This window comes from Pseudomonas sp. 8BK (genome assembly GCF_902506475.1).
Classification (GTDB): Bacteria; Pseudomonadota; Gammaproteobacteria; order Pseudomonadales; family Pseudomonadaceae; genus Aquipseudomonas; species Aquipseudomonas anguilliseptica.
In genome coordinates this window covers 3,897,911-3,920,975 of sequence record NZ_LR733252.1, presented here as the reverse complement: position 1 = coordinate 3,920,975, position 23,065 = coordinate 3,897,911, and the positions used below count along the sequence as shown (strand labels likewise).

Here is a 23,065-nt window from a genome sequence, read left to right as displayed (position 1 = left end):
AGGGAATCCCTATGCGTCGTGACCGTGAACTCTCCATGGATGAACTGCACGCCTTCGGCAACGAGCTGGACGCCTTGCGCCAACGCACCCTGGCTGATCTGGGCGAGGCAGATGCGCGCTATATCCGTCGTATCCGCGCTGCGGTGCGCTGCTGTTGCTGGAGCGGTCGGGCCTTGCTGATGCTCGGTTGGTTTCCGCCGACCTGGTTGCTCGGCACCTTGCTGCTGGGCCTGGGCAAGATTCTGGAGAATATGGAGCTGGGCCATAACGTCATGCACGGCCAGTACGACTGGATGAATGATCCCGAGTTTGCCGGGCGCAGCTATGAGTGGGATATCGCCGGGCCTAGCGACTTCTGGCGGCACACCCATAACCATGTGCATCACACCTGGACCAATGTACTGGGCATGGATGATGACGTGGGGTATGGCGTGGTGCGGCTGTTTCCCGAACAACGCTGGAAGCCGTTCTACCGCTGGCAACCGTTGTGGGTGACGATCCAGGCGCTGTTGTTCCAGTACTCGGTGGCGATTCAGCATCTGCGCCTGGACAAGGTCTACAAGGGCAAGCTGAGCAAGGCCGAGGTGCGCCCGCTGATCAAACAGTTCAACGCCAAGATTCTGCGGCAGTGGGGTAAGGATTACCTGTTCTTCCCGTTGCTGGCGCTGCTGATCGGGGCCAATGCCTTGGCGGTGCTGGCCGGGAATGCCGTGGCCAACCTGATCCGCAATCTGTGGACCTTTACGGTGATCTTCTGCGGTCACTTTACCGAGCAGGCGGCGGTGTTCAGCAAGGAATCGGTGGTCGGCGAGAGCCGCGGTCACTGGTACCTGCGTCAGCTGCGCGGGTCCAGCAACCTGAATGGCGGGCCGCTGTTTCATATCCTCACCGGCAACCTGAGCCATCAGATCGAGCACCACCTGTTTCCCGATCTACCGGCGCGGCGCTATGCGGCGATGGCCGTGAAGGTGCGCGAGATTGCCGAGCGTTATGGCCAGGTCTACAACAACGGCAGCCTGTGGAAGCAGTTTGCGACGGTGCTTAAGCGGATCTGGATCTACCGCCGCCGTCCCGTCGAGGCTATGCCGGCTGGGCTTTGAAGTCGCCCCGAGCAAGCCGCTCTATGTAGGGTGGATGACGCTTCACCCATCCACCAACGGCAGTGGTGGATGAAAGCAGCGCCTTCCACCCTGCGTGGGGTTTGCCTGGGCGACAGTCAGCGGGTAAAAACGCAGGTCAGATAACGGTTGCTAAAGCCGTAGCGCAGCATCGAATACAGCCGGCTGAACAGGTACAGCGGGCGCTTGCGGTAATACAGCAGCACAGCATTTCCGACCCCTTCGCTGCGGTGCTGTTTCTGTTGATCGACCTGTTTCGAAAACAAACCTTTGAACTGCCACCACTGAATCTGTTCCAAGTGCTGGCTGGCATGCAGCCCCTGCTGGCGGAACAGCGCATAAAAGCTGCGTTTGCTGAAGTCATGCAGGTGGTGGGGGTTGCCGTCCAGGGTCGGGGTGATTGGCACCGAAGCGATGACCTTGCCGCCCTCGGCCAATAAGCGTGCATAGTTGGCCAGAAGCTGTTGCGGATGCGGCAGGTGCTCGATGGTTTCCAGGCTGACGATGCAATCAAAGCCCTGCTCGCTGGCGAATTGTTCGGCATCGGCACATTCATAACGCAGGTTGGACAGCTGGTAATGCGCGCGGGCGTAGGCGATGGCCGCCGGGTCGATGTCCACGCCGGTAACCTGCATGTGCGGGTTGCGCTCGGCCAGCAGGGCGGTGCCATAGCCGCAGCCACAGGCCATATCCAGTACGCGCTGGCCGCTGAGGTGCTCGGCGGCGAACTCATAGCGCTGCATATGAATCTGCAGGCTGGCCAGGTCATCCGGGTTGAGCGGGTTGAGATCCTTCGGGTAAATCCGTTCGATGGTATGCATGGTCATGGCAGCGCAAAGAGAAGCCGGGACTATATGCCAGGCGGCTCAGTTTTCCCACGAGCTGTATTGGCATACTTCGTGGTTCAGCACTTTCTTTCTCGGCGGTATGACACAAGGATGGTTTGCTATGTCGACATCTTCTGCACCCCGTTATCCCCTGGTCCTGGTGCCAGGTTTACTCGGTTTTATCAGCCTGCTCGGTTACCCCTACTGGTACGGCATCGTCACGGCGCTGCGCCGCATCGGTGCAACAGTCTTCCCGGTACTGGTGTCTTCGGTGCACTCCACTGAGGTGCGCGGCGAGCAACTGCTGCTGCGTATTGCCGATGTGTTGCAGCAGACCGGGGCAGAAAAGGTTCATTTGATCGGTCACAGTCAGGGCGCGCTGACGGCGCGCTATGCGGCCGCGCTAAAACCCGAGTGGGTGGCGTCCGTGACCTCGGTAGCCGGGCCGAATCATGGTTCGGAATTGGCGGATTTTCTCAAACGCAAAGCCCCGCATGGCAGTCTGCGTGAGCGCGTGTTGAGTGCTTTATTACGCGGCGTGGCGCGTTGCATGGCGTGGCTGGAACGTGGTTATAAAGGCGAACCCCTGCCGATCGATGTGGCAGCGGCGCAGCAGTCGCTGACCAGCGAGGGCGTGGCAGCTTTCAATGCGCAGTATCCGCAGGGCTTGCCTGAAGTCTGGGGGGGCGAAGGCGCGGCTGAGGTCAATGGCGTGCGCTATTACTCCTGGTCCGGCACCATTCAGCCAGGTATCACCAATAAAGGCGGCAACCGCTTCGACGGGCCGAATGTCGCCTGCCGACTGTTTGCCAAAACCTTTCAGCGCGAAGTTGGCCAATGCGATGGCATGGTCGGACGCTACAGCTCGCACCTGGGAACGGTGATCGGTGATCAGTACCCGCTGGATCACTTCGACATCATCAATCAGACCTTCGGCCTGGTCGGCAAGGGTGCTGAACCGGTCAAGTTGTTTGTTGAGCATGCCCAGCGCCTGCAGACTGCAGGGCTTTAGAACCTATTTACGATCTGCTGCGCGTCGGCCCTACGGCGTTAAAAGCAGGCTCGGATGCTCATTTACAGCCAGTAAACTCCGCGTCCTCGCCTGCTTTTGCCTTGTATGGCTCTAGCTCGAGAGATCGTAAACAGGTTCTTAGGCTTCGTTTAGATCAACCCAGATGCCCTGCTCATCCTCGTGGATGGCAAGCTCTTGCAGCGATTGCCCGGCGCAGGGGCCTGCGACGCATTCGCCGGACTCGATGAGAAACAGTGCGCCGTGGGTGGCGCACTGGATCAGGCTGGCGCTGTGATCGAGAAACTGGTCGGGTAGCCATTCCAGCGGGATACCACGGTGCGGGCAGCGATTGCGATAGGCATACAGCTGGCCGTCCTTGCGCACGGCAAACAGCTTCTCACCTGCAACTTCGAAGCCCCGGCTCTGGCCTTCGGCCACTTCATCCGGTGCACATAAACGCAACATAGCAACCTCCCCGACAGGCCGGCATTATGCCGCCCTGGCGTGGAAGTGAAAGAGGAGGGCGCATCCTTGCGCCAAGTGGAACGCTTTTTCGCGGCTAGTTAATCGCGCGGTAGACCTGTTGCCGGGTCAGATTTCCCAGACCAGATTGACGGCAGCGTGGCGGCCCGGCTGACTGAAGCGGCCTAGGCTTGGGCTATTTTCAGTCAGGCCGCGTACATCGCCCCACTGCCAGTACTCTTTGTCGGTCAGGTTGAACAGGCCGGCATTCACGGCGAAGGCATCAGTCATTTGCCACCAGCCGTTGAGGTCGAGTACGCCATAACCCGATGTCTCGACGTGATTGGCGGTTTGGGTCATGTCGACGCGGGTTTTCGCCGCCACCAGGGTCCAGCTCAGCTCGCCACCAAACTTGCCGCTCGGCTCGCTGTAGCCCAGACCGAACACACCTTTGAGCGGGTCGACACTGTTGATCGGCTGGCCTGTGCCTTCATCCTTGCCGCGGGCATAAGCCACGCTGCCACGGGCTTTCCAGCCAGCCGGAAGACCCAGTTGGTCGAGGAACAGCTCACCTTTGGCTTCCGCACCGCGAATGGTCACGCGATCACGGTTGACGTATTGGAACTCGCCGAAGGGGAAACCCGGCACGCTGGAGGGGCGGCTGATCTGCTCAATAAAGTCGTCGTACTGGTTGTAGAACAGCGCCGCACCAAAGCTGCCGAGGGCGTACTGGCCGCGCAGGCCCAGCTCGAAGCTGTCGCTGGTTTCCGCTTTCAGGTTGGTATTGGCCAGGGTGCGGTACATGCCCGGATTGGCAAACTCGCCAAAGATCTCGATCGCCTGGGGGGCACGGAAGCCCGCAGCGTACTGACCGTAGACACTGTGGGCGTCGTCGAGTTGGTAGGTCACGCCAAACTTGGGCGACAACGCCGAATCCTTGAAGTCGCTCGGATTGCGATCCGTTGCCTGGCTGTTGAGGTACTTGTCGGTGACGTGCGGGCTCATCTCATAGTGGTCATAGCGCAGGCCCGGCAGCAGGGTCCAGCGGCCGATGCTGATGCTGTCCTGAGCGAACAGCGCGTATTCCTTGGTGGTCGGATCGGGGAAGTCGCTGGTGGGCAGAACTGGTGTGGTCACGCCGGTGGCCAGTACGGTCTCGCCGCCTTTGCGCAGATCCGCGTTCTTCAGGTGTTTGACGTCCAGGCCATAAACCAGCGCATGTTGTGTGCTGCCGATGCTGAACGCCTTGTCCAGCTTGGTGTTGAACGCCCAGAGCTGTTCTTCGTAGTACGAGTCCCGTGTGCGGTAGCGCGGCTGTCCGCCGACCACGCGGTCCTCGAAGGTTTGCTGACGGGTCTGGCTGTCTTGGTAGCTGAGCTGACTATGAATCTGGTCAACCAGCAGGGTATCGAGTTGCTGGGTATGGGCGAGGGAGTAGCGTTCACGGTCGACGCGGTCTTCGGCATCCTGGGTACGGATGGTCGCAGTGTTGCTGTAGTTGCTCAGCACGCGGGTATCGGTGTCGTCCTGATAACGCTCGTAGGTCAGCTGCAGGCGACCGCTGTCGCTGTAATCCCAGCCGAATTTGCTCAGCAGGTTATCGGTGCGGTAATCCAGCGGGTTGGCCTGTTCGCGGGTAGCGCCGATTCCCCCCTGGCCGCCGTGGGTGTCGGTGGCCTGACCACTGCGTCGACCCAAGTGCAGCAAGCCGTCGACTTGGCCCAGGCGGGCGGCGAAGGTGGCGCTGCGCTGCCAGCTGTCATCGCTGCCGTCATAGCCGGTTTTCAGGCGGGCGTAAGCGTCATCGCCTTCGTCCAGATAGTCGCCGGCATCCTTGGTCAGGAAGCTCACCGCACCGCCAATCGCATCACTGCCGTACAGCGAGCTGGCGGGGCCACGAATGATTTCCACCTGCTTGACGGTGTCGAGGTCGACGTAATCGCGTTTGGCGCTGAGGAAGCCGCCGAAGGAGAAGGCGTCTGGCATACCAATACCATCTACCTGAGTCAGTACGCGGTTGCCGCCTATGCCACGAATGGTGAAGCCGGACAGGCCAAAGCGATCACCACTGCCGCCGACCGATACGCCGGGCTCGTAGCGCACCAGATCCTTGATGTTCTTGATGTTCTGCTGGTCGATCTGCCGTTCGGTTTGCACCGACACAGTGCTGGGCACCTGGTCGAGGGTCTGCTCGGTGCGGGTGGCCGTGACGGTCACGGTATCGAACTGGTTCGGCACTTGTTCTGCGCCAAGGGCCAGCGAGGGGCTGAGCAGCAGCAGGGCAAGCCAGGGACGGCGGGCGAATGGAGGACTTCTGTGCATGGGGACTCCAGGATCGTGCAGGTGGTTTCTGTGACCACCGGGTTGGCATCGGCGGCAAAACTAAACGACATTGACATGCGAATGCAAATAATTATCAAATAGATTTAATTCGATTTGACTGAGCTCTTGCATGCTGCGTTTGTCGCTATTTCTGCTGCTGTCGCTGGCGCTGCATATCGCCGGCTGGCTGCTGCATGGCGACGCACAACCGCCTGCTTTGAGCGCTACACAAAGCCGCGAAGCCCCTCAGGTGTTACGCCTGGCTGCAGTGCTGCAACAGGCCGCGCCGGCGCCGGTCAAGCTGTCAGAGCCTGCGCAACCGCAGCGCCAGGCGGTGGTGCCGAGCAAGGTCCCGGTCGCCAAGCCCGTCGCGCAGGTGCCAGTGGTCAAGCCGATGCCGGCGAAAGCGGTCGCGCCGGCCAGGAGCGCGCCCGCCCAGGCTTTGGCAAGCAAGGTGGCTAGCCAGCCAGCTGCGGTTGTCGGCTCAGCTCCGTCCGCGCCGACAAAACAGGTGGCAGCACAACCGGCCGCTGAAGTGCTCAGCGCTAAACCGAGCTTTCGTGAGCCGCCACGCCAGCCGAATTATCCGTCCCAGGCGCGGCGGCGCAATCAGCAGGGCGTGGTGTTGGTCGAGGTGCGCCTGGATGAACGCGGCCAGCAGCGCAGCCTGAATGTACTGCGCTCTTCTGGCGTGGACAGCCTTGATCGCGCCGCCCTGGAGGCTGTTGCCAAGTGGCGTTTTCGCCCTGAAACCAGCGGCGGCCAGGCCGTGCCTAGCCGTGTACAGATCCCTATTCAGTTCGCTTTGACGGCGAGCCGTTGATAAATCACTGAGGAGTTTTCCATGAGCACACACGCCCAATCCGTCGCGCCCAGCAATGATCTGTATCTGGCCTGGCAGGTGCTGCGCAGCGAGCAGCCACGCCTGCGCGCCCGCGATGCCGCCGAGCGCCTGGCCGTCAGCGAGGCCGAGCTGGTGGCCAGCCGCCTGGATGTCGATACCCTGCGCCTGCAGCCCGACTGGGCGCAGTTACTGCCAGCACTCGGTGAGCTGGGCTATGTGATGGCGCTGACCCGCAACGAACATTGTGTGCATGAGCGTAAAGGTTATTACCGTGAAGTGACGGTGACCGGTAATGGCCAGATGGGCCTGGTGGTCTCGGCCGATATCGACCTGCGCCTGTTCCTCGGCGGCTGGGCCAGTGTGTTTGCCATCGAAGAGCAAACCGGTAAAGGCATCCAGCGCAGCATTCAGGTGTTCGACCGTCAGGGCACTGCGGTGCACAAGGTCTTCCTCACCGAGGACAGCCAGCTAAGTGCCTGGGCACCTCTGCTGGAGCGTTTTCGTATGGCTGAGCAGAGTGTGGAGCTGGAGCTGATGCCATTGCCCCAAGCGCAACCGGTGCAAGCCGATGCTCAGGTGGATGTGAATGCCCTGCGCGTGGGCTGGTCGACCCTCAAGGACACTCACCATTTCTTTGCCCTGCTGAAAATGCATGGCACTACACGCACCCAGGCCCTGCGCCTGGCAGGGCGCGAATGGGCTGAGCCAGTGGACGTGCGCGAGCTGCCGAAACTGCTTGAACAGGCCGGTGCGCGTGAAGTGCCGATCATGGTGTTTGTGGGCAATCGCCACTGCATCCAGATTCATTCCGGCCCGGTACGCAACCTGCGCTGGATGGACACCTGGTTCAACGTACTCGACCCCGAGTTCAACCTGCACCTGCAGACCACTGGCGTGACCGAGCTGTGGCGGGTGCGCAAGCCGAGCAGCGATGGCGTGATCACCAGCTGGGAAGCCTTCGACGCTAATGGCGAGTTGGTGGTGCAGCTGTTTGGTGCACGCAAGCCGGGTATCCCGGAGCGTGAAGATTGGCGCGCCCTGGCCGAAAGCGCGCCAGCGCTGGAGTGCTGAAATGAGCCAGTGGTGGAGTGCGATGGGGCCGCTGGGTTGGCCGCTGGCACTGTGCTCGCTTGTGGCGTTGGCGCTGATACTTGAGCGCCTTAGCGTATTTCTGCGTTTGCAGCCGCTGAGCAATGCTGCCGGGCGGGCCGCAGTCAGCGCTTGCCGTACCTGTGAGCGCGAGCACTGCAAGGGCCGCGCGCGCGGTTGGCGCTATGGCCTGGCGTTGTTGCTCAAGCACAGCGCCTTGCCAGCGGTGCAGCGCGAAGAACTGCTCGGCTGCTGGTTGCTGGAAGAACGTCAGCGCCTCAATCGACAACTGCGCTTGCTGCAGCTGATCGGCATGCTGGCGCCCATGCTCGGCCTGCTCGGTACGGTGCTGGGCATGCTCGAAATGTTTGCCAATATCGCCGGGCAGAACAGCCCGGTCACCCCTGCGCTGCTCGCCGATGGTCTATGGCAGGCGCTGTACACCACGGTGTGGGGCTTGCTGATCGCCATTCCGGCGCTGGCGACAGGGCAGGGCTTTGCCTTGTGGGCCGAGCGCTACCTGGAGGGCGTGCAGGCGTTGCTCAATCGCTGCCAGCTGGCATTGGATGGCCTTGAGCTGGAACTGCCGAGTCATCAGCCGGCCGCGCAGTGGGTGTTGTCGTGATTCGTCTGCCCGCTGCCAGCAGCTCCCAGGGCAATCTGTTGCCCGATCTGACGCCGCTGCTCGACGTGATCTTTATCGTACTGGTGTTCTTTCTGCTGACCGCGCAAACGCCGTTGCTGGAGCTGCCCCTGCAGCTGCCGCAGAGCCGTGAAGCGCTGCCTACAGCAAGTGCAGGCAGCGGCGAGCGCATGCAAGTACAGCTCTCAGCCGAAGGTGCTTGGCGCTTTAACGGCGTGCAGCATGCGGATTTCAACACGCTGCGCACCGAACTGAGCGAAACCTTTGCTGCCGACAACTCTGCGGGCTTGGACCTGGCGCTGGATCGTCAGGCACCGCTGTCGGCATTTCTCGACCTGATGGCGCTGCTGCAGCAGCAGGGCATTCAGGACAGTCGCATTCTTCTAGAGGCCAATCATGAAACGCCTTAATACTCTGCTCGCCCTGGGCGCGAGCCTGTTGTCCTGTGCCTCAGTGATGGCCGCCGAGCCGTTGCCGCAACGCTGGATCAGTTCCGGCGGCTCGCTCAGTGAGTGGGTGGTGGCGCTGGGTGGCGAAAGCCGTCTGGTCGGGGTGGACAGCACCAGCCAGCATCCAGAGTCGCTGCGTGCGCTGTCGAGCATCGGTTATCAGCGCCAGCTGGCAGCCGAAGGCATGTTGACGCTGCGCCCGGATATGTTGATCGGCAGTGAGGAAATGGGCCCACCGCCGGTGCTGGCGCAATTGCGCGGCGCGGGTGTGCGGGTGGAAATGCTCTCGTCCAAGGCGGATCTGAGCAGTTTGCAGGCCAGCCTGCAGCGCATCGGCACCCTGTTAGGCGAGCCGCTGCGCGCCGATCAGGCCTTTGCGGCCTATCAACAGCGCTTGCAGCAGCAGGCCGACTGGCTGGTAGCTGCACAGCGTCAGCAGGCGGCGCCAGGTGTGCTGCTGTTGCTCGGGCATGCCGGTGGTAGCCCGATGGCGGGCGGCAAGGACACCTCGGCCGACTGGCTGATCGAGCGCGCCGGCGGGCGCAACCTGGCCAGCCACAGCGGTTTCAAGGCAATGTCCACCGAAGCCCTGCTGGCGCTTGATCCGGAGGTGGTGATCATTGCTGATCGCAGTCTTTCTGGTGACGCCGCGCGTGAGGCATTGCTGCAGCAGAACCCGGCGCTGGCGGCGACCCGGGCGGCGCGTAACCAGCGTTTGCTGATGCTTGACCCGACGCTGCTGGTCGGTGGCCTTGGCCCGCGTTTGCCGGATGGGCTGGCGGCCTTGTCCGCAGCCTTTTATCCTGCCAGCCAACCTCTGGTCGCCGAAGCTAAGCCCACGCCATGAATCCTGTTATTCGACCGCGCTCACTGTTTATCGCACTGAGCCTGTTGCTGGCGCTCGCGCTCTGGTTATCTCTGGCGCTGGGGCCGGTCAGCCTGCCGCTGCTGGATACCCTCAAGGCAGCGCTACGCCTGTTGGGTCTGGCGCAAGCGGGTGATGACCTGGCTCAGGCCGAGCTGATCCTCGGGCAGATCCGCCTGCCGCGCACCCTGCTCGGGCTGCTGGTCGGCGCGGTGCTGGCGCTGTGTGGGGTGGCGATGCAGGGCTTGTTTCGTAACCCGCTGGCTGACCCCGGGTTGATTGGGGTATCCAGCGGCGCGGCGCTCGGGGCGTCGATTGCGATTGTTGGTGGTGCGGCATTGGGTGGTTTGCCGGAAGCGTTCGCGCCCTATCTATTGTCGTTGTTCGCCTTTATCGGCGGCCTGGGCGTGACCGCACTGGTCTACCGTCTGGGTCGGCGTGATGGTGAAACCCATGTGGCGACTATGCTGCTGGCGGGTATTGCGCTGACCGCATTGGCCGGTGCGGCCATCGGCCTGTTTACCTACCTGGCCGATGACGCCACCTTGCGCACCCTGACGTTCTGGAACCTGGGCAGTCTCAATGGCGCCAGTTACGCACGTCTGTGGCCGCTGCTGCTGGTCACGGCGGCGGTGGCGCTGTGGTTGCCGCGTCGAGCCAAGGCACTGAACGCCTTGCTCTTGGGCGAATCCGAGGCGCGTCACCTGGGCTTTGCGGTTGAACGGATCAAGGCCGAACTGGTGTTCTGCACGGCCCTGGGCGTCGGCGCAGCGGTGGCGGCGGCGGGGATGATCGGCTTTATCGGCCTGGTCGTACCGCATCTGGTGCGTCTGCTGGTCGGGCCGGATCATCGCGTGCTGTTGCCGGCTTCGGCCCTGGCCGGCGCCAGCCTGCTGCTGCTGGCGGATCTGGCGGCGCGGCTGGCGCTGGCCCCGGCGGAACTGCCGATCGGTATTGTCACGGCGCTGATTGGCGCGCCGTTCTTCCTTTATCTGTTGTTGCGGGGGCGTACCTGATGCTGCGCGCGGAAAATCTGGCGGTACAGCGCGGCCCGTGTACGGTGTTGGCGGATATCAACCTGGAACTGCGTCCGGGCGAAGTACTCGGCGTACTGGGGCCCAATGGCGCCGGTAAGAGCACCTTGTTGGGTGCTTTGTGTGGCGAGCTGCAGCCGAGCCACGGCGATGTCTGGCTGGATCAGCGGCGGCTGCAGGACTGGCCGGGCAGCGAGCGTGCGCAGCGTTTGGCGGTATTGCCGCAAACCTCGACGCTGAACTTTGCCTTTCGTGTGGAAGAAGTGGTCGGCATGGGCCGTCTACCTCACGCCAGCGGGCGTGTGCGTGATGCGCAGATCATTCATCAGGCGCTGGAAGCGGCCGATGCCTTGCATTTGGCCGGCCGCAGTTACCTGGCGTTATCCGGCGGCGAGCGCCAGCGCGTACACCTGGCGCGGGTGCTGGCGCAGCTCTGGCCGGGTGGTGAAGGGCAGATGCTGCTGCTCGATGAGCCGACCTCGATGCTCGACCCGCTGCATCAGCACACCACATTGCAGGCCACCCGCGCCTTCGTCGAGCAGGGTGCAGCAGTGCTGGTGATCCTGCACGACCTCAATCTGGCTGCGCGTTACTGCGACCGTCTTTTGCTGCTGGAGCGCGGCCGGCCCCATGCGCTCGGTAGCCCTGAGGACGTGCTGCGCGCCGAGCCGCTGCAGGCCGTGTTCGGTCTCGAAGTGCTGGTGCAGCAGCATCCAGAACGGGGGCATCCTTTAATTGTTGCTCGCTAAGGTTGTGTCTATGCGTATTGCATTACTGCTGGTGGCGGCGCTGCTGAGCGCCTGTCAGGCTTCATTACCTGTGTTGCCTGCCTGGCAGAGTCCGGAAGGCTTGCAGCATCCTGAACTGGGGCAGATTGTCGAGTTGCGCACGGGCGCGCGGCTGACGCCTGAGCAACTGCTGACACGTCTGGCTGCAGCCCCCAAGGTGCTGGTCGGCGAGCGGCATGACAATCCCGATCACCATGCGTTGCAGCTCTGGTTGTTGCGCGCGCTTGCAGCGCAGCGGCCACAGGGCAGCCTGCTGCTGGAAATGCTGACGCCGGATCAGCAGGCCAAGGTCGATCAGGTGCGCGCTGCCACCGCTGCCGGGCTGGCGCCGCAGGACATGCTTGGTGCTTTGAACTGGCAGCCGGGCTGGGCTTGGTCTCTGTACGGGCCGCTGGTGCAGCATGCGCTGCGTCAGCCGTATCCGTTGCTGGCAGCCAACCTTGAGCGCCGTGAAGTCATGCAGATTTACGCCCAGGTGCCGCAACTGCAAGGTCAGGTCTCCACGGCAGCGCCGGTGCGCGAGGCGCTGTTCAAGCAAATTCGCCAGTCGCACTGCAACTTGCTACCGGAAAGTCAGTTGCCGGCGATGCTCGCCGTGCAGCAACAACGGGATCGGCGTATGGCCGAAGCGCTGCCGGCTGCGCCGGAGCCAAGTCTGCTGTTTGCTGGTGCTTTCCATGTGCGCCGGGAGTTGGGTGTACCGCTGCATCTGCAGGATTTAGGGGCTGCTGAAGCTGTGCAGGTGCTGATTCTGGCGGAGGTCGGCAGCCAGGTAGCCGCTGAGTCTGCCGATTACGTCTGGTACACGCCAGCGCAGCCTGAGCAGGATCACTGCGCAAAACTGCGACCCTAGCCCGATTTGCCTGCGGCTGAGCAGGTAGTCTGCGGTTTTTACCGGAGACCGCTGATGCCAGCCGCTACCCATGCCCTGCTGACCCGCTATTTCAACGCCCTCAACGAACGTGATAGCCGCGCCTGTCTGGCTCTGCTCAGCGACGATGTGTTGCTGGATATCAACCAGGGCCCGCGTGAGCAGGGTGTACAAGCCTTTGCTGACTACCTGGAGCGCACCCAGCGCTGCTACCGCGAAAGCATCGACAATCTGCAAATCCTTACCGAACCGAGCGGGCAGCGCGCCGCGTGTGAGTTCACTCTGAGCGGCGAATACCTGAGCACCGATGATGGCCTGCCGGATGCCTGTGGTCAGAGCTATCAGCTGACGGCAGCAAGTTTCTTCGAGATTCGCGACGGCAAGATCTGTCGCGTAAGCCAGCACTTCAATCTGCCGGAGTGGTTGGCGCAGGTCGACTTCTAGAGACTGTTAAGCGTACTTTTCGACAGGTAAAAAAAGACCCGGCAAGAGCCGGGTCAATAACCGTGATTAGCCTGATGAGGAGATAATCTGAAGAGGCCGACTGAAGGTCTCTTAAGCTTATCGGCTGATCTCGCGACCAGTTGTGCTAATAATAACAATTCTCATTTTCAAGTCAACACCCTTAACCCAACTTTTTTATCAGCCTGCCAAATGTTTGTTCGGGCCATAAACAAACAACCCGACACAGGGTCGGGTTGTTGAGGTAGCCAGCGGGTTCAGGATGCTTCGGCCGGTAGGCGCAGCTGGGTGACTTCCTTGTTCAGCAGGTCGATGCGCTTGGCCATGCTCTCAATCAGGCTGTGGGCAATCCGCGGGTTGCTCTGCATCAGGCTGAGGAATTGCTCTTTGGGAATGACCATCACGGTGCAGGGCTCACTGGCCAATACGGTGGCGCTGCGTTTCTCGCGGGTGAATACCGCCATGGCACCGAAGATTTCATCCTTCTGTACGTCACCGACCTTGTGTCCGTCGACGTACGCTTCGGCATGACCTTCGATGATGATAAATACGTTATCGGCGACATCACCCTGATGGATCAGCTCTTCACCCGCAGCAAAATGCTGGAAGCCGGTGGATGGGCGAATTTCGGGTTGTTTCAAGCGTGCCAGGGCATCGGAAAGCAGGGCGGTATGGCCGATCAGGTACTGGATAAACAGTTCCTGGCGCTGTTCGCTGGCATAGATGTGCTTGAACACGTCGCTGCGTGAGTAGGGAATCAGGCTCAGCTGTTCTTCACTGCTGTAGCGGCAGCTGGGCATGTCCAGGCCCTGGCGCAGGCCAACCAAGTCGCCTTCCTGTAGATAAAACAGTGGGCGTTCATCGACCACGGCATGCAGCAGGCCATTTTCAATGATGAACAACTGATTGCCCGGCAGCATCTTGGCCAGGTCTTCCGCGCGTTCAAGCTGTAGTGGTGATCCAGCAGGTGCAAGCCCATCGAGCAATTGAGTGGGGATGCTTTGTAGTCGGTTGATCAGCTGATCGGCGTAAGCCGGTTGCTCCCCGAGTAAATACATGAGCGAATTTCCTTGAACTGGCTGGGCATACTAAACCGCACGAACGTCCCTAAAACAATAGTTGCCAGCGCGCCTCAGGTAAATCAAAAGCCTGAGAGGTTGTGAGCTAGCTCTTGTTGTGGGGTGAAGTTTCATCGAGCTGACCATTCAGTTCGGCCTTATGCCCGGGCGGCAGCTCGTTCCAGTGCACGTCCAGCAGTGCGCCTTCAATCGCATACAACAGCACTTTGGATGCCCTGAAGCCCCGCGCACGTACCGCTCGATAAGCACTGACCGCACCCAGCCGACGCAGGTCATTGGCGCTGTGGATGCCAACCGCGTGTAACCACTGGGCTGAGGTTTTGCCGAGGTTTTTCAGATGTTGCAGTTCATCGTTCATCAAGCCTCCTTGCGCTGCTGGGCAGTCATGCGGTGGAGTCAGTTTGGCGTGCCTGCCAGAAAGTGTAGCGGCCAGTGGACAAAACGTGGCTGTTTGGCATCACCCCAGGCCTGGCGCAGTGTTGGTTGCAGTTGCAGCAGTGGGTCGACGCCGTTTTTCTGCTCGTAACGTTGCACTGCAGACCAGGTGCGCAGATAGCCCAACAGTTGTTCGAGTGTCCAGTTGGCTTCGATAGCCGAGGCGGGTGGGGCGAGCGTGCTAAAGGGATTGTTGATATCGCTGTAGCCGGCATCGACACTGGCACGGCCTACTGGCCAATAGCCGCCGAGGGTATTCCAGTAAAGATCGTCGATCAGTGCGTCCAGCTTATTGTCAATGCGCATCAGGCTGTAACACCAGGCACAGAACCCGGCGCCAGGCTTGAGCAGGCGGCGCACTTCGCTGAAGAACGCTGGCGTGGCGAACCAGTGCAGGGCCTGCGCCACCACGATCAGATCCAGGCTATGGCTGGGTAGCGGTTGTGTCTGCGCTTCAGCGACGAACAGGTGCAGTCCTGTCTGATCTGCGCCAGCCTGCAACTGCTCAAGACTGGCATCGCAGGCCAGTACCTGCTTGAAGTGTTGAAGCAGTGGGTAGCTGGCCTGACCATTGCCGCAGGCGATATCCAGCGCCCGCAGACGCTCTGGACATTGTGCGGCCAGCCAGGCAAACAGGCTTTCTGGGTAATGCGGGCGGAAGCTGGCGTAGGCATTTGCTCGGGCGCCGAACAGTCGGCTGACGTGATTGCTTCTCAACGGGTGTTGTAGCGCAGGCGGGTGCCGAAATTCACCGACATAAGAATCTCGTCAGCTGTCAGTTCGACCGGGAAGTAGGCGCCGGAAATCTGCGCATGGGCCAAGCTGGCGCCTTCGAGCTTGGCGTTACGCAGGTCAAGGCCGCGCAGGTCAGTGCCGCGAAAGTAGGCGTTGGTGAAGTTGATGCCTTGGGCATCCAGGGCGCGCAGGTCAATGCCGCGAAAATCACCGTCGCTCAGGTCGACGACTGTGTCTTTGGGTTTTTGCGCATTAAAAGCGGAGATTTGTTCGTTGCGGATCAGGACATACAGCGGGTTATCCAGTTGTCGGGGCTGGCTCATGGGGCATCTCCATATGGACTCACCGCCAGTATAGAAGCAGCGGCGCGCTCTGCTCGCGCCGCAACGTCGTTAGCCGTTTTCTGGTTACAGGCCTGGCAGGCGCTGGCGAATGCGCGCGATCAGGGTGTCCAGGCTGGCGCTTTCGTGGGTGTCGACGCGCTTGCTGTGCAGCAGCTCATCGTCACTCAATGCTTCGCGGTTGGCCTGCTGGGCGCGCACAACGTCCATGGTGGCATCGGACGGATCGCTGCCGGCGGATTTGCGCTGTTCCAGCCAGCTGGCGATCACTTCATCGGGAGCGCTGCACTCCAGAATGATGAAGGGAGCGCCGCAGGCTTCGGCCACCTGGCTGGCTGCCTCGCGCTGAGCCTGCTTGAGGTAAGTGGCGTCGATGACTACCGGAAAGCCGGCGTGCAGGGCCGCTTCGGCGAGCTGGTGCAGGCGCTGGTAAGTGGCGGCACTGGCGTCCTGGGTGTAGATGCCGGCGCTGAGTTTGCCGAGGTTGGCAGCCTGCTGCTCACCGAACAGACGCTTGCGCTCCACATCCGACCGCAGGCGAATAGCGCCCAGTGCCTCAACCAGGCGCATGGCCACATGGCTTTTACCCACTGCAGAAACACCGTGGGTAATGGCCAGGAAGTTCGACGGGATGGCGCTGTAGCTTTCCGCCAGATTGGCGTAGTTGCGGTACTGGCGCAGGGTCACGGCTTTCTGCACTGCATCGGTCTGATGGGCCAGGCTGAACAACGCGACCTTGGCGCGTACCAGGGCGCGGTAGGCTTTGTAGAAATTCAGCAGTTCCAGAGCGGCGTAATCGCCTGTGTGCTCCAGCCAGCCATTGACGAAGCGCCAGGCGTGAGCCTTGAGGCCGCGGTCTTCCAAGTCCATGGCAAGGAATGCAGCGTCCGAGGCAATATCGATCAGGCGGAACGGCTCGTTGAATTCGATACAGTCGAACAGCACCACTTGGCCGTCGAGCAGGGTGGCATTGCCCAGGTGGATGTCGCCGTGGCATTCGCGAATTGAGCCATTGGCTGCGCGCGAGGCCAGCAGTGGTTCAAGGCGCGCGCAGTTAGCTTCAGTCCAGGCCTCCAGGGCTTCCAGCTGCTGCAGGTCGGCCGCGTCATTAAGCATCGGGCGGATCTGTTCGAAGTTCTGTCGCATCGGCGCGACGATTGCTTCAGGTGTGCACAGTACATGGTTGGTTGCGACGACTGGGGTCGAGGCGTGGAAGTCGGCGATTTGTTTGGCCAGGGCATCGATATGCGCCTCGCTCAGTTCGCCGCGTGCCTGCACGTCACTGAGTAGCTGGCTTTGCGGGAATTGGCGCATTTTCAGTGCATATTCGATGGCCGGGCCGCTGCCGCCGAGCTGTGGCGTATCGGTGCTGCCACTGATCGGCAGTACTTCCAGATAAAGGCCCTGAGTCAGGCGCTGGTTGAGACGCAGCTCTTCCTTGCAGAAGTGCTCGCGGGCGCTCAGCTCGGTGAAGTCGAGAAAGCCGAAGTTCATCGGTTTCTTGATCTTGTAGGCAAAGGGGCCGGTAAGCACCACCCAGGAAATATGGGTTTCGATAACCTGAAACTGCTCCACGGGATGAGGGTAGAGGGCCGGGTTCTGCAGTGCGGCGATCAGAGCTTGGCTCACGGGCGATCCTTGGCGTTGTACTGAAATAAGAAGCGGCCATTATGGCCGCTCAATGTCCGTCTGCAAACCGCTGTGCTGGCCTGCTGGCAAGTGGGCAAAGTGCGTATAATGCCGCGCCATGACTCGTACCCGATCTTCCCGTCCCCGTTCTAAACGCCGCTCTGGTGGTATGCGCCCCTGGTTGGGCTGGGCTATCAAGCTCGGTCTGGTCGGTCTGGTGGTGCTCGCCGTGTTTGCGGTTTATCTCGACGCAGTGGTGCAGGAGAAATTCTCCGGCAAACGCTGGACTGTGCCCGCCAAGGTGTATGCCAGACCGCTGGAGTTGTTCGTTGGACAGAAACTGGCCAAGGATGACTTCCTCAAGGAGCTGGATGCCCTGGGCTATCGCCGCGAAAACGCGGTGGCCGGCCCCGGTGGGGTGTCGGTTGCGGGCAACAATATCGAGCTGCATTCACGCGGTTTTCAATTCTATGAAAGTACCGAGCCGTCGCAGCGCGTGCGTGTGCGTTTTTCCGGTGATTACGTTGCCGGGCTGACTCAGGCGGGTGGTGGCAACCTGGCAGTAGCGCGACTGGAGCCGTTACTGATAGGTGGGTTGTACCCGGCGCACCAGGAAGATCGTGTGCTGATCAAGTTGGAGCAGGTGCCGCCTTATCTGGTGGAAACCCTGGTAGCGATTGAAGATCGCGAGTTCTTCAATCACTTCGGTGTGTCGCCCAAGGGCATTGCCCGTGCGGTGTGGATCAATGCCACCGCCGGTCAGCTGCGCCAGGGCGGCAGTACCCTGACTCAGCAGTTGGTGAAGAACTTCTACCTGACCAATGAGCGCAGCCTCTCGCGCAAGGCCACCGAAGCCATGATGGCGGTGCTGCTGGAGCTGCATTACGACAAGAAAGAAATCCTTGAGGCTTACCTCAATGAAGTGTTCCTAGGTCAGGACGGCCAGCGCGCGGTGCATGGCTTTGGTCTGGCCAGCCAGTATTTCTTCAGTCAGCCGCTGTCCGAACTGAAGCTTGATCAGGTCGCTCTGCTGGTCGGTATGGTCAAGGGGCCGACTTACTACAATCCGCGGCGTAACCCTGAGCGCGCGCTGGAGCGGCGTAACCTAGTGCTGGATGTGCTGGCAGAGCAGGGCGTAGCCAGTGTCGAAGAGGTAGAGGCGGCGAAACAGAAGCCGCTGGGCATCACCCGTCGCGGTAGTCTGGCGGACAGTTCTTTCCCGGCTTTTCTCGATCTGGTCAAACGCCAGTTGCGCGAGGATTACCAGGAGCAAGACCTGACCGAAGAAGGTCTGCGCATTTTCACCAGCTTTGATCCGATTCTGCAGCTCAAGGCAGAAAGCGCCTTGGCGGACACGCTCAAGCGCCTGTCTGGGCGCAAAGGGGTTGATCAGGTTGAGGCGGGCATGGTGGTGACCAGTCCTGAAAGTGGTGAAGTGCAGGCGATCATCGGCAGTCGTCAGCCGCGCTTTGCTGGCTTCAACCGGGCATTGGATGCGGTACGGCCGATTGGCTCGCTGATCAAACCGGCGATCTATCTGACGGCGCTCGAACGACCGAGTCAGTACACCCTGACCAGCCTGCTGGAGGATCAGCCGTTCTCCATCAAGGGTGCCAATGGCCAGGTGTGGAGTCCGCAGAACTACGACCGCAAGGCCCACGGCACGATTTACCTGTATCAGGGATTGGTCAACTCTTACAACCTGTCCACCGCGAAGCTGGGGCTGGAAATCGGTGTGCCGGAAGTGCTGAAGACCCTTAACCGTTTGGGTGTCGAGCAGCAATGGCCGGCCTATCCGTCGATGCTGTTGGGCGCGGGTGGGCTGAGCCCGATGGGCGTGGCGAATATGTACCAGACCCTGGCCAATGGCGGTTTCAACACACCGTTGCGCGGTATTCGTGCGGTATTGACGGCAGAGGGGGAGCCGCTCAAACGCTACCCGTACCAGATTCAGCAGCGCTTCGACAGCGGTGCCATCTACCTACTGCAGAACGCCATGCAGCGCACGATGTCTGAAGGCACAGGCCGCTCGGTGTACAGTCAACTGCCGCGCTCTCTGGCCTTGGCCGGCAAGACCGGCACCAGTAACGACTCGCGCGACAGCTGGTTTGCCGGCTTCAGTCAGGATGTTCTGGCGGTGGTCTGGTTGGGGCGTGATGACAACGGGCCGACGCCGTTGACCGGGGCTACCGGTGCGCTGCAGGTGTGGACGGACTTTATGCGCAAGGCCGATCCGCTGCCGTTGGATATGCCTGTGCCGGATAATGTGGTGCAGGCCTGGGTGGATGCCAGTAGCGGCCAGGGCACTGACCCCAGTTGTCCGAATGCAGTACAGATGCCGTATATTCGCGGCAGCCAGCCTGTTGCCGGGCCGGCCTGTGGTATTCAGGCACCAGTCAACGAAGTGATGGATTGGGTACGCGGCTGGTTGGATTAAGCGAGAGGGTTTGATGTGAATAAGTGGTTGATTCCAGCTGTAACGGTGTCACTGGTGCTGGCTGGTTGCAGCAGTGTTCCGCGCGGCTCAATTCCTGTTGTTGAAGGCGGCAGTGCGGTAGCCGGCGCCCAGTCGGGCACACCTGGTGGCTATGGTGCTCCAGTTACACAGCCTCAGGCCTTGCCGGAAGACTCCGGCGTGGTGGTGATGGTGCCTGGCGGTGGTAGTTCCGCGCCGATTCAGTCGTTCCCTGCTGGTAGTGCTCCGCTGGATACAACGCAGCCGTGGAGCGCTACGCCGCCAGCAGCTACTCAGGGCGGTTATGCCGCGCCGGCGCCCAGTGGCATTCCAAGCGGTAGTTTGGCCATGGATGAGCAGCTGGATGGTCCGGTTCTGGCCTTGTTGACTACGGCTCAGCAACAGCAGGGTGGTGGTGATCTGAATGGCGCTGCCTCCAGCTTGGAGCGTGCTCAGCGTATTGCTCCACGTGAACCGCAGGTGCTGTACCGTTTGGCTGAGGTTCGCCTGGCTCAGGGTGATGCTGCGCAGGCCGAGCAGTTCGCCCGTCGCGGCCTGAGTTATGCCAGTGGTCGCCCTGCTCTGCAGGCCAGTCTGTGGAACCTTATTGCCCAGGCCCGTGAGCGCCAGGGTGATGCCGCGGGTGCCGCTCAGGCCCGTGAACAGGCGCGAGTCAGTCTCTGATGGATGCGCGTGTGCTTGCCGTGGCAGAACAGTTGCTGCTGATCGAACGTGAACTGCGTCTGCTCGGCTGGTGGGAGATGCAGTCGCCCAGTGCGCAGGCGTTATCCAGTCAGCAGCCGTTCTGTGTCGATACGCTGGCGTTCGAGCAGTGGCTGCAGTGGATATTTCTACCTAGGATGAAACAAATGCTGGAGGCCGGGGTGGCATTGCCCAGCGTGTCCGGGATTCAGCCGATGGCCGAGCAGGTGTATGGTGGTCAGGCCAAAAAGGCTAGAGAGCTGATCAAGCTGTTGGGTGAGTTCGATCAGCTGATTGTTGGCGCGAGCTGAGTCGCGCCAACTGGCTTACTTGCAGTTTTCGGCAATTGCCTTCTGTGCCTCGCTGATACGGCTCTGGCGCTCTTCTTCGCTTAGGCGCCGCAGTTCACCGTCAACTTCCATACGTAGGCGGGGGGTGTTCTGCAGTTGCGCGAGATTGGTACGCACATCTTCGCAGTATTTCTTGCGCTCTACTTCCTTGGCGGCAACCTCTTGCTTAACCTTCTCATCAATGGCTGCCTGCTCGGGGTCGGCGATGCTCTCGAAGGTCGGCGCAGCTTTCTTTTCTTCCGCAACAGCAGGCTTTGGCGGCGGTGTTGCGGTGTTGATGCTGGTTGCGTCTTGGCCTTGTGGCGGCTGTGCGCTGAAGTGCGTCACGCCTTGAGCGTCGACCCACTTGTAAACCTGGCTGGCCATGGCGGTGGCGCTCATGGCGAGCAGCAAGCTGCTGGTGATCATCATGCGGCGCATGCGGTTTCCTTATGTTGAGCTGCGGTGCCTGCCCACTACTATAACCAAAATGTTCGAATCGTCATCCTGCGCTGCGTCACAGCAGAAGATTGCAGATTCAATCACGGATTGCTTGACTTGGTAGCGCCGAATCCGAACAATTCCACGCTCGCTGTAGTGGAGTCCGCCGCAAGCAGGCTTTAGCTCAGTAGACATGAGGTGCACACCCGCGCCGACCTGTTACACCCGCAACGCGTTACCTCGCGCTGGGTGGGAAAACCCCGCAACACTTTGGGGCATTCCCAATACTTGCTCAGTAGTAGCTGACGTAGTCGGCGACCACCGTCGCTCATGCTCTGCTGGCAGTAAACCTATCTTAGGCCGTCCTCCTTGTTGGGCGGTTTTCTGGCGTTTTAGAGGTGAACAACGTGGAGCTTTTATCCGGCGCTGAAATGGTCGTCCGCTTTTTGCGTGACGAAGGCGTTAAGAACATCTATGGGTACCCGGGCGGTGCTCTTCTACACATCTACGATGCCTTGTTCAAAGAGCCGGAAGTGCAGCACATCCTGGTTCGTCATGAGCAAGCGGCAACCCATATGGCAGACGGCTATGCCCGTGCCACCGGTAAAGCCGGCGTGGTGCTGGTAACGTCCGGCCCTGGCGCAACCAATGCCATTACCGGCATTGCTACTGCCTACATGGACTCCATCCCGATGGTGGTGTTGTCCGGTCAGGTGCCGAGCACCATGGTCGGCACCGATGCCTTCCAGGAAACCGACATGATCGGTATCTCCCGGCCGATCGTGAAGCACAGCTTTATGATCAAGCATGCCTCGGAAATCCCGGAAGTCCTGAAGAAAGCTTTCTATCTGGCGCAATCCGGCCGTCCAGGCCCAGTGGTTGTAGATATTCCCAAGGACATGACCAACCCGGCTGAGAAGTTCGAGTACGTCTATCCGAAGAAGGTCAAGCTGCGCTCCTACAGCCCGGCTCTTCGCGGTCACTCCGGGCAGATCCGCAAGGCGGCTGAATTGCTGCTGACAGCCAAGCGGCCAGTCATCTACTCCGGTGGTGGCGTGATCATGGGCGGTGCTGCAGCGCCGCTGACTGAGCTGGCGCAGATGCTCAACCTGCCAGTTACCAACACCCTGATGGGCTTGGGTGGCTATCCCGGTACCGATCGCCAGTTCCTCGGCATGCTCGGCATGCACGGCAGCTACACCGCCAACCTGGCAATGCACCACGCCGATGTGATTCTGGCGGTTGGTGCACGCTTCGATGATCGGGTGATCAACGGCGCGAGCAAGTTCTGCCCGAATGCCAAGATCATCCACGTCGATATCGATCCGGCCTCCATCTCCAAGACGATCAAGGCCGATATCCCCATCGTTGGCCCGGTTGATAGTGTGATGACCGAAATGGTCGCCATCCTTAAAGAGATCGGCGAGCAGCTGAACAAGGATGCGCTGGCGAGCTGGTGGAAGCAGATCGAAGAGTGGCGCGGTGGTCGCATCATGTTCCCTTATGACAAGGGCGACGGCAGCATCATCAAGCCGCAGACGGTGATTGAGACTCTGTCCGAAGTCACCGGTGGCGATGCTTTCGTGACCTCCGACGTGGGTCAGCACCAGATGTTTGCGGCCCAGTACTATCGCTTCAACAAGCCGAACCGTTGGATCAACTCCGGCGGCCTGGGCACCATGGGCTTTGGTTTCCCTGCTGCTATGGGCGTCAAACTGAGCTTCCCGGATGACGAGGTTGCCTGCGTTACCGGTGAAGGCAGTATCCAGATGAACATTCAGGAACTGTCGACCTGCCTGCAGTACGGCTTGCCGGTGAAGATCGTCAACTTGAACAACGGTGCGCTGGGTATGGTGCGCCAGTGGCAGGACATGAACTACGGTAGCCGTCATTCGCATTCCTATATGGAATCGTTGCCGGACTTCGTCAAGCTGGCCGAGGCCTATGGCCATGTTGGCATACGCATCACTGATCTGAAGGATCTAAAACCGAAAATGGAGGAAGCCTTCGCGATGAAAGATCGCCTGGTGTTCCTCGATATCCAGGTTGATACCAGTGAGCACGTCTACCCGATGCAGATCAAAGACGGTGCAATGCGCGATATGTGGCTGAGCAAGACGGAGCGTACCTAAT

General features: G+C 60.8%; 24 protein-coding genes. 15 read left to right on the top strand and 9 right to left on the bottom strand.

Annotation, left to right across the window (positions count from 1 at the left end; genetic code table 11):
- Nucleotides 1-11 precede the first annotated feature (11 nt).
- The gene (locus ACIN8IBEIGE_RS18310) at nucleotides 12-1,100 is read left to right on the top strand and encodes a fatty acid desaturase (protein ID WP_160015899.1); all 1,089 of its coding nucleotides are present in this window, start codon (nucleotides 12-14) and stop codon (nucleotides 1,098-1,100) included.
- A 116-nt stretch (nucleotides 1,101-1,216) separates the two neighbouring features.
- Here the strand turns inward: ACIN8IBEIGE_RS18310 and ACIN8IBEIGE_RS18305 are convergent, their stop codons facing one another.
- Nucleotides 1,217-1,945, bottom strand: a complete 729-nt coding sequence (locus ACIN8IBEIGE_RS18305) for a bifunctional 2-polyprenyl-6-hydroxyphenol methylase/3-demethylubiquinol 3-O-methyltransferase UbiG (RefSeq protein WP_256665224.1) — start codon at nucleotides 1,943-1,945, stop codon at nucleotides 1,217-1,219.
- Between the two features lie 121 nt (nucleotides 1,946-2,066).
- On the opposite strand from ACIN8IBEIGE_RS18305, the gene ACIN8IBEIGE_RS18300 reads away from it, so the two are divergent.
- A complete protein-coding gene (locus ACIN8IBEIGE_RS18300) occupies nucleotides 2,067-2,957 on the top strand; it encodes a triacylglycerol lipase (protein ID WP_160015898.1) in 891 nt (296 codons plus the stop codon).
- A gap of 138 nt (nucleotides 2,958-3,095) precedes the next feature.
- Here the strand turns inward: ACIN8IBEIGE_RS18300 and ACIN8IBEIGE_RS18295 are convergent, their stop codons facing one another.
- Nucleotides 3,096-3,422 carry a Rieske (2Fe-2S) protein gene (locus tag ACIN8IBEIGE_RS18295; protein WP_160015897.1) on the bottom strand — a complete coding sequence of 109 codons (327 nt, stop codon included), beginning with the start codon at nucleotides 3,420-3,422 and terminating at the stop codon, nucleotides 3,096-3,098.
- Between the two features lie 126 nt (nucleotides 3,423-3,548).
- Complete coding sequence (locus tag ACIN8IBEIGE_RS18290) at nucleotides 3,549-5,741, bottom strand: TonB-dependent hemoglobin/transferrin/lactoferrin family receptor (RefSeq protein WP_160015896.1); 2,193 nt, start codon at nucleotides 5,739-5,741, stop codon at nucleotides 3,549-3,551.
- A gap of 130 nt (nucleotides 5,742-5,871) precedes the next feature.
- On the opposite strand from ACIN8IBEIGE_RS18290, the gene ACIN8IBEIGE_RS18285 reads away from it, so the two are divergent.
- The 9 genes from ACIN8IBEIGE_RS18285 to ACIN8IBEIGE_RS18245 are packed head-to-tail and all read left to right on the top strand — an operon-like array spanning nucleotide 5,872 to nucleotide 12,768.
- Entirely contained in the window at nucleotides 5,872-6,564 is a 693-nt protein-coding gene (locus ACIN8IBEIGE_RS18285; RefSeq protein WP_160015895.1) for an energy transducer TonB, read from the top strand.
- Between the two features lie 21 nt (nucleotides 6,565-6,585).
- Complete coding sequence (locus ACIN8IBEIGE_RS18280) at nucleotides 6,586-7,656, top strand: hemin-degrading factor (protein WP_160015894.1); 1,071 nt, start codon at nucleotides 6,586-6,588, stop codon at nucleotides 7,654-7,656.
- Between the two features lies 1 nt (nucleotide 7,657).
- Nucleotides 7,658-8,299 carry a MotA/TolQ/ExbB proton channel family protein gene (locus tag ACIN8IBEIGE_RS18275; protein ID WP_160015893.1) on the top strand — a complete coding sequence of 214 codons (642 nt, stop codon included), beginning with the start codon at nucleotides 7,658-7,660 and terminating at the stop codon, nucleotides 8,297-8,299.
- Complete coding sequence (locus ACIN8IBEIGE_RS18270; protein WP_160015892.1) at nucleotides 8,296-8,727, top strand: biopolymer transporter ExbD; 432 nt, start codon at nucleotides 8,296-8,298, stop codon at nucleotides 8,725-8,727. Before ACIN8IBEIGE_RS18275 ends, ACIN8IBEIGE_RS18270 begins: the two co-directional genes overlap by 4 nt.
- On the top strand, nucleotides 8,714-9,613 hold the full coding sequence (locus ACIN8IBEIGE_RS18265) for a hemin ABC transporter substrate-binding protein (RefSeq protein WP_160015891.1): 900 nt from the start codon (nucleotides 8,714-8,716) through the stop codon (nucleotides 9,611-9,613). The genes ACIN8IBEIGE_RS18270 and ACIN8IBEIGE_RS18265 overlap by 14 nt, the downstream gene beginning before the upstream one ends.
- A complete protein-coding gene (locus ACIN8IBEIGE_RS18260) occupies nucleotides 9,610-10,647 on the top strand; it encodes an iron ABC transporter permease (protein ID WP_160015890.1) in 1,038 nt (345 codons plus the stop codon). Before ACIN8IBEIGE_RS18265 ends, ACIN8IBEIGE_RS18260 begins: the two co-directional genes overlap by 4 nt.
- On the top strand, nucleotides 10,647-11,414 hold the full coding sequence (locus ACIN8IBEIGE_RS18255) for a heme ABC transporter ATP-binding protein (RefSeq protein ID WP_160015889.1): 768 nt from the start codon (nucleotides 10,647-10,649) through the stop codon (nucleotides 11,412-11,414). The genes ACIN8IBEIGE_RS18260 and ACIN8IBEIGE_RS18255 overlap by 1 nt, the downstream gene beginning before the upstream one ends.
- Nucleotides 11,415-11,424: 10 nt before the next feature.
- Nucleotides 11,425-12,306: a ChaN family lipoprotein gene (locus tag ACIN8IBEIGE_RS18250; RefSeq protein ID WP_160015888.1), complete on the top strand. Its 882-nt coding sequence runs from the start codon at nucleotides 11,425-11,427 to the stop codon at nucleotides 12,304-12,306.
- A gap of 54 nt (nucleotides 12,307-12,360) precedes the next feature.
- Nucleotides 12,361-12,768, top strand: a complete 408-nt coding sequence (locus ACIN8IBEIGE_RS18245; protein WP_090376095.1) for a nuclear transport factor 2 family protein — start codon at nucleotides 12,361-12,363, stop codon at nucleotides 12,766-12,768.
- A gap of 275 nt (nucleotides 12,769-13,043) precedes the next feature.
- Here ACIN8IBEIGE_RS18245 and ACIN8IBEIGE_RS18240 read toward each other — a convergent pair whose 3' ends face one another.
- From ACIN8IBEIGE_RS18240 to ACIN8IBEIGE_RS18220, 5 genes are all read right to left on the bottom strand, one after another.
- Nucleotides 13,044-13,844 carry a cyclic nucleotide-binding domain-containing protein gene (locus ACIN8IBEIGE_RS18240; protein ID WP_160015887.1) on the bottom strand — a complete coding sequence of 267 codons (801 nt, stop codon included), beginning with the start codon at nucleotides 13,842-13,844 and terminating at the stop codon, nucleotides 13,044-13,046.
- Nucleotides 13,845-13,950: 106 nt separating this feature from the next.
- Complete coding sequence (locus ACIN8IBEIGE_RS18235; RefSeq protein WP_160015886.1) at nucleotides 13,951-14,223, bottom strand: TfoX/Sxy family protein; 273 nt, start codon at nucleotides 14,221-14,223, stop codon at nucleotides 13,951-13,953.
- Between the two features lie 38 nt (nucleotides 14,224-14,261).
- Nucleotides 14,262-15,017 carry a bifunctional 2-polyprenyl-6-hydroxyphenol methylase/3-demethylubiquinol 3-O-methyltransferase UbiG gene (locus ACIN8IBEIGE_RS18230; RefSeq protein WP_160015885.1) on the bottom strand — a complete coding sequence of 252 codons (756 nt, stop codon included), beginning with the start codon at nucleotides 15,015-15,017 and terminating at the stop codon, nucleotides 14,262-14,264.
- Nucleotides 15,014-15,358 carry a pentapeptide repeat-containing protein gene (locus tag ACIN8IBEIGE_RS18225; RefSeq protein ID WP_160015884.1) on the bottom strand — a complete coding sequence of 115 codons (345 nt, stop codon included), beginning with the start codon at nucleotides 15,356-15,358 and terminating at the stop codon, nucleotides 15,014-15,016. The genes ACIN8IBEIGE_RS18230 and ACIN8IBEIGE_RS18225 overlap by 4 nt, the downstream gene beginning before the upstream one ends.
- 84 nt (nucleotides 15,359-15,442) lie before the next feature.
- Entirely contained in the window at nucleotides 15,443-17,005 is a 1,563-nt protein-coding gene (locus ACIN8IBEIGE_RS18220; protein ID WP_160015883.1) for a bifunctional aminoglycoside phosphotransferase/ATP-binding protein, read from the bottom strand.
- A 118-nt stretch (nucleotides 17,006-17,123) separates the two neighbouring features.
- Here ACIN8IBEIGE_RS18220 and mrcB point away from each other — a divergent pair, with 118 nt between their 5' ends.
- The 3 genes from mrcB to ACIN8IBEIGE_RS18205 are packed head-to-tail and all read left to right on the top strand — an operon-like array spanning nucleotide 17,124 to nucleotide 20,473.
- Entirely contained in the window at nucleotides 17,124-19,442 is a 2,319-nt protein-coding gene (mrcB, locus tag ACIN8IBEIGE_RS18215; RefSeq protein WP_160015882.1) for a penicillin-binding protein 1B, read from the top strand.
- A gap of 15 nt (nucleotides 19,443-19,457) precedes the next feature.
- Nucleotides 19,458-20,144, top strand: a complete 687-nt coding sequence (locus ACIN8IBEIGE_RS18210) for a M48 family metallopeptidase (RefSeq protein WP_160015881.1) — start codon at nucleotides 19,458-19,460, stop codon at nucleotides 20,142-20,144.
- On the top strand, nucleotides 20,144-20,473 hold the full coding sequence (locus ACIN8IBEIGE_RS18205) for a YqcC family protein (protein ID WP_090376067.1): 330 nt from the start codon (nucleotides 20,144-20,146) through the stop codon (nucleotides 20,471-20,473). The genes ACIN8IBEIGE_RS18210 and ACIN8IBEIGE_RS18205 overlap by 1 nt, the downstream gene beginning before the upstream one ends.
- Nucleotides 20,474-20,488: 15 nt before the next feature.
- Here the strand turns inward: ACIN8IBEIGE_RS18205 and ACIN8IBEIGE_RS18200 are convergent, their stop codons facing one another.
- On the bottom strand, nucleotides 20,489-20,932 hold the full coding sequence (locus tag ACIN8IBEIGE_RS18200; protein ID WP_160015880.1) for a DUF4124 domain-containing protein: 444 nt from the start codon (nucleotides 20,930-20,932) through the stop codon (nucleotides 20,489-20,491).
- A gap of 407 nt (nucleotides 20,933-21,339) precedes the next feature.
- Between ACIN8IBEIGE_RS18200 and ACIN8IBEIGE_RS18195 the strand changes: the two genes are divergently transcribed.
- Nucleotides 21,340-23,064, top strand: a complete 1,725-nt coding sequence (locus ACIN8IBEIGE_RS18195; RefSeq protein ID WP_160015879.1) for an acetolactate synthase 3 large subunit — start codon at nucleotides 21,340-21,342, stop codon at nucleotides 23,062-23,064.
- Nucleotide 23,065: the final 1 nt, after the last annotated feature.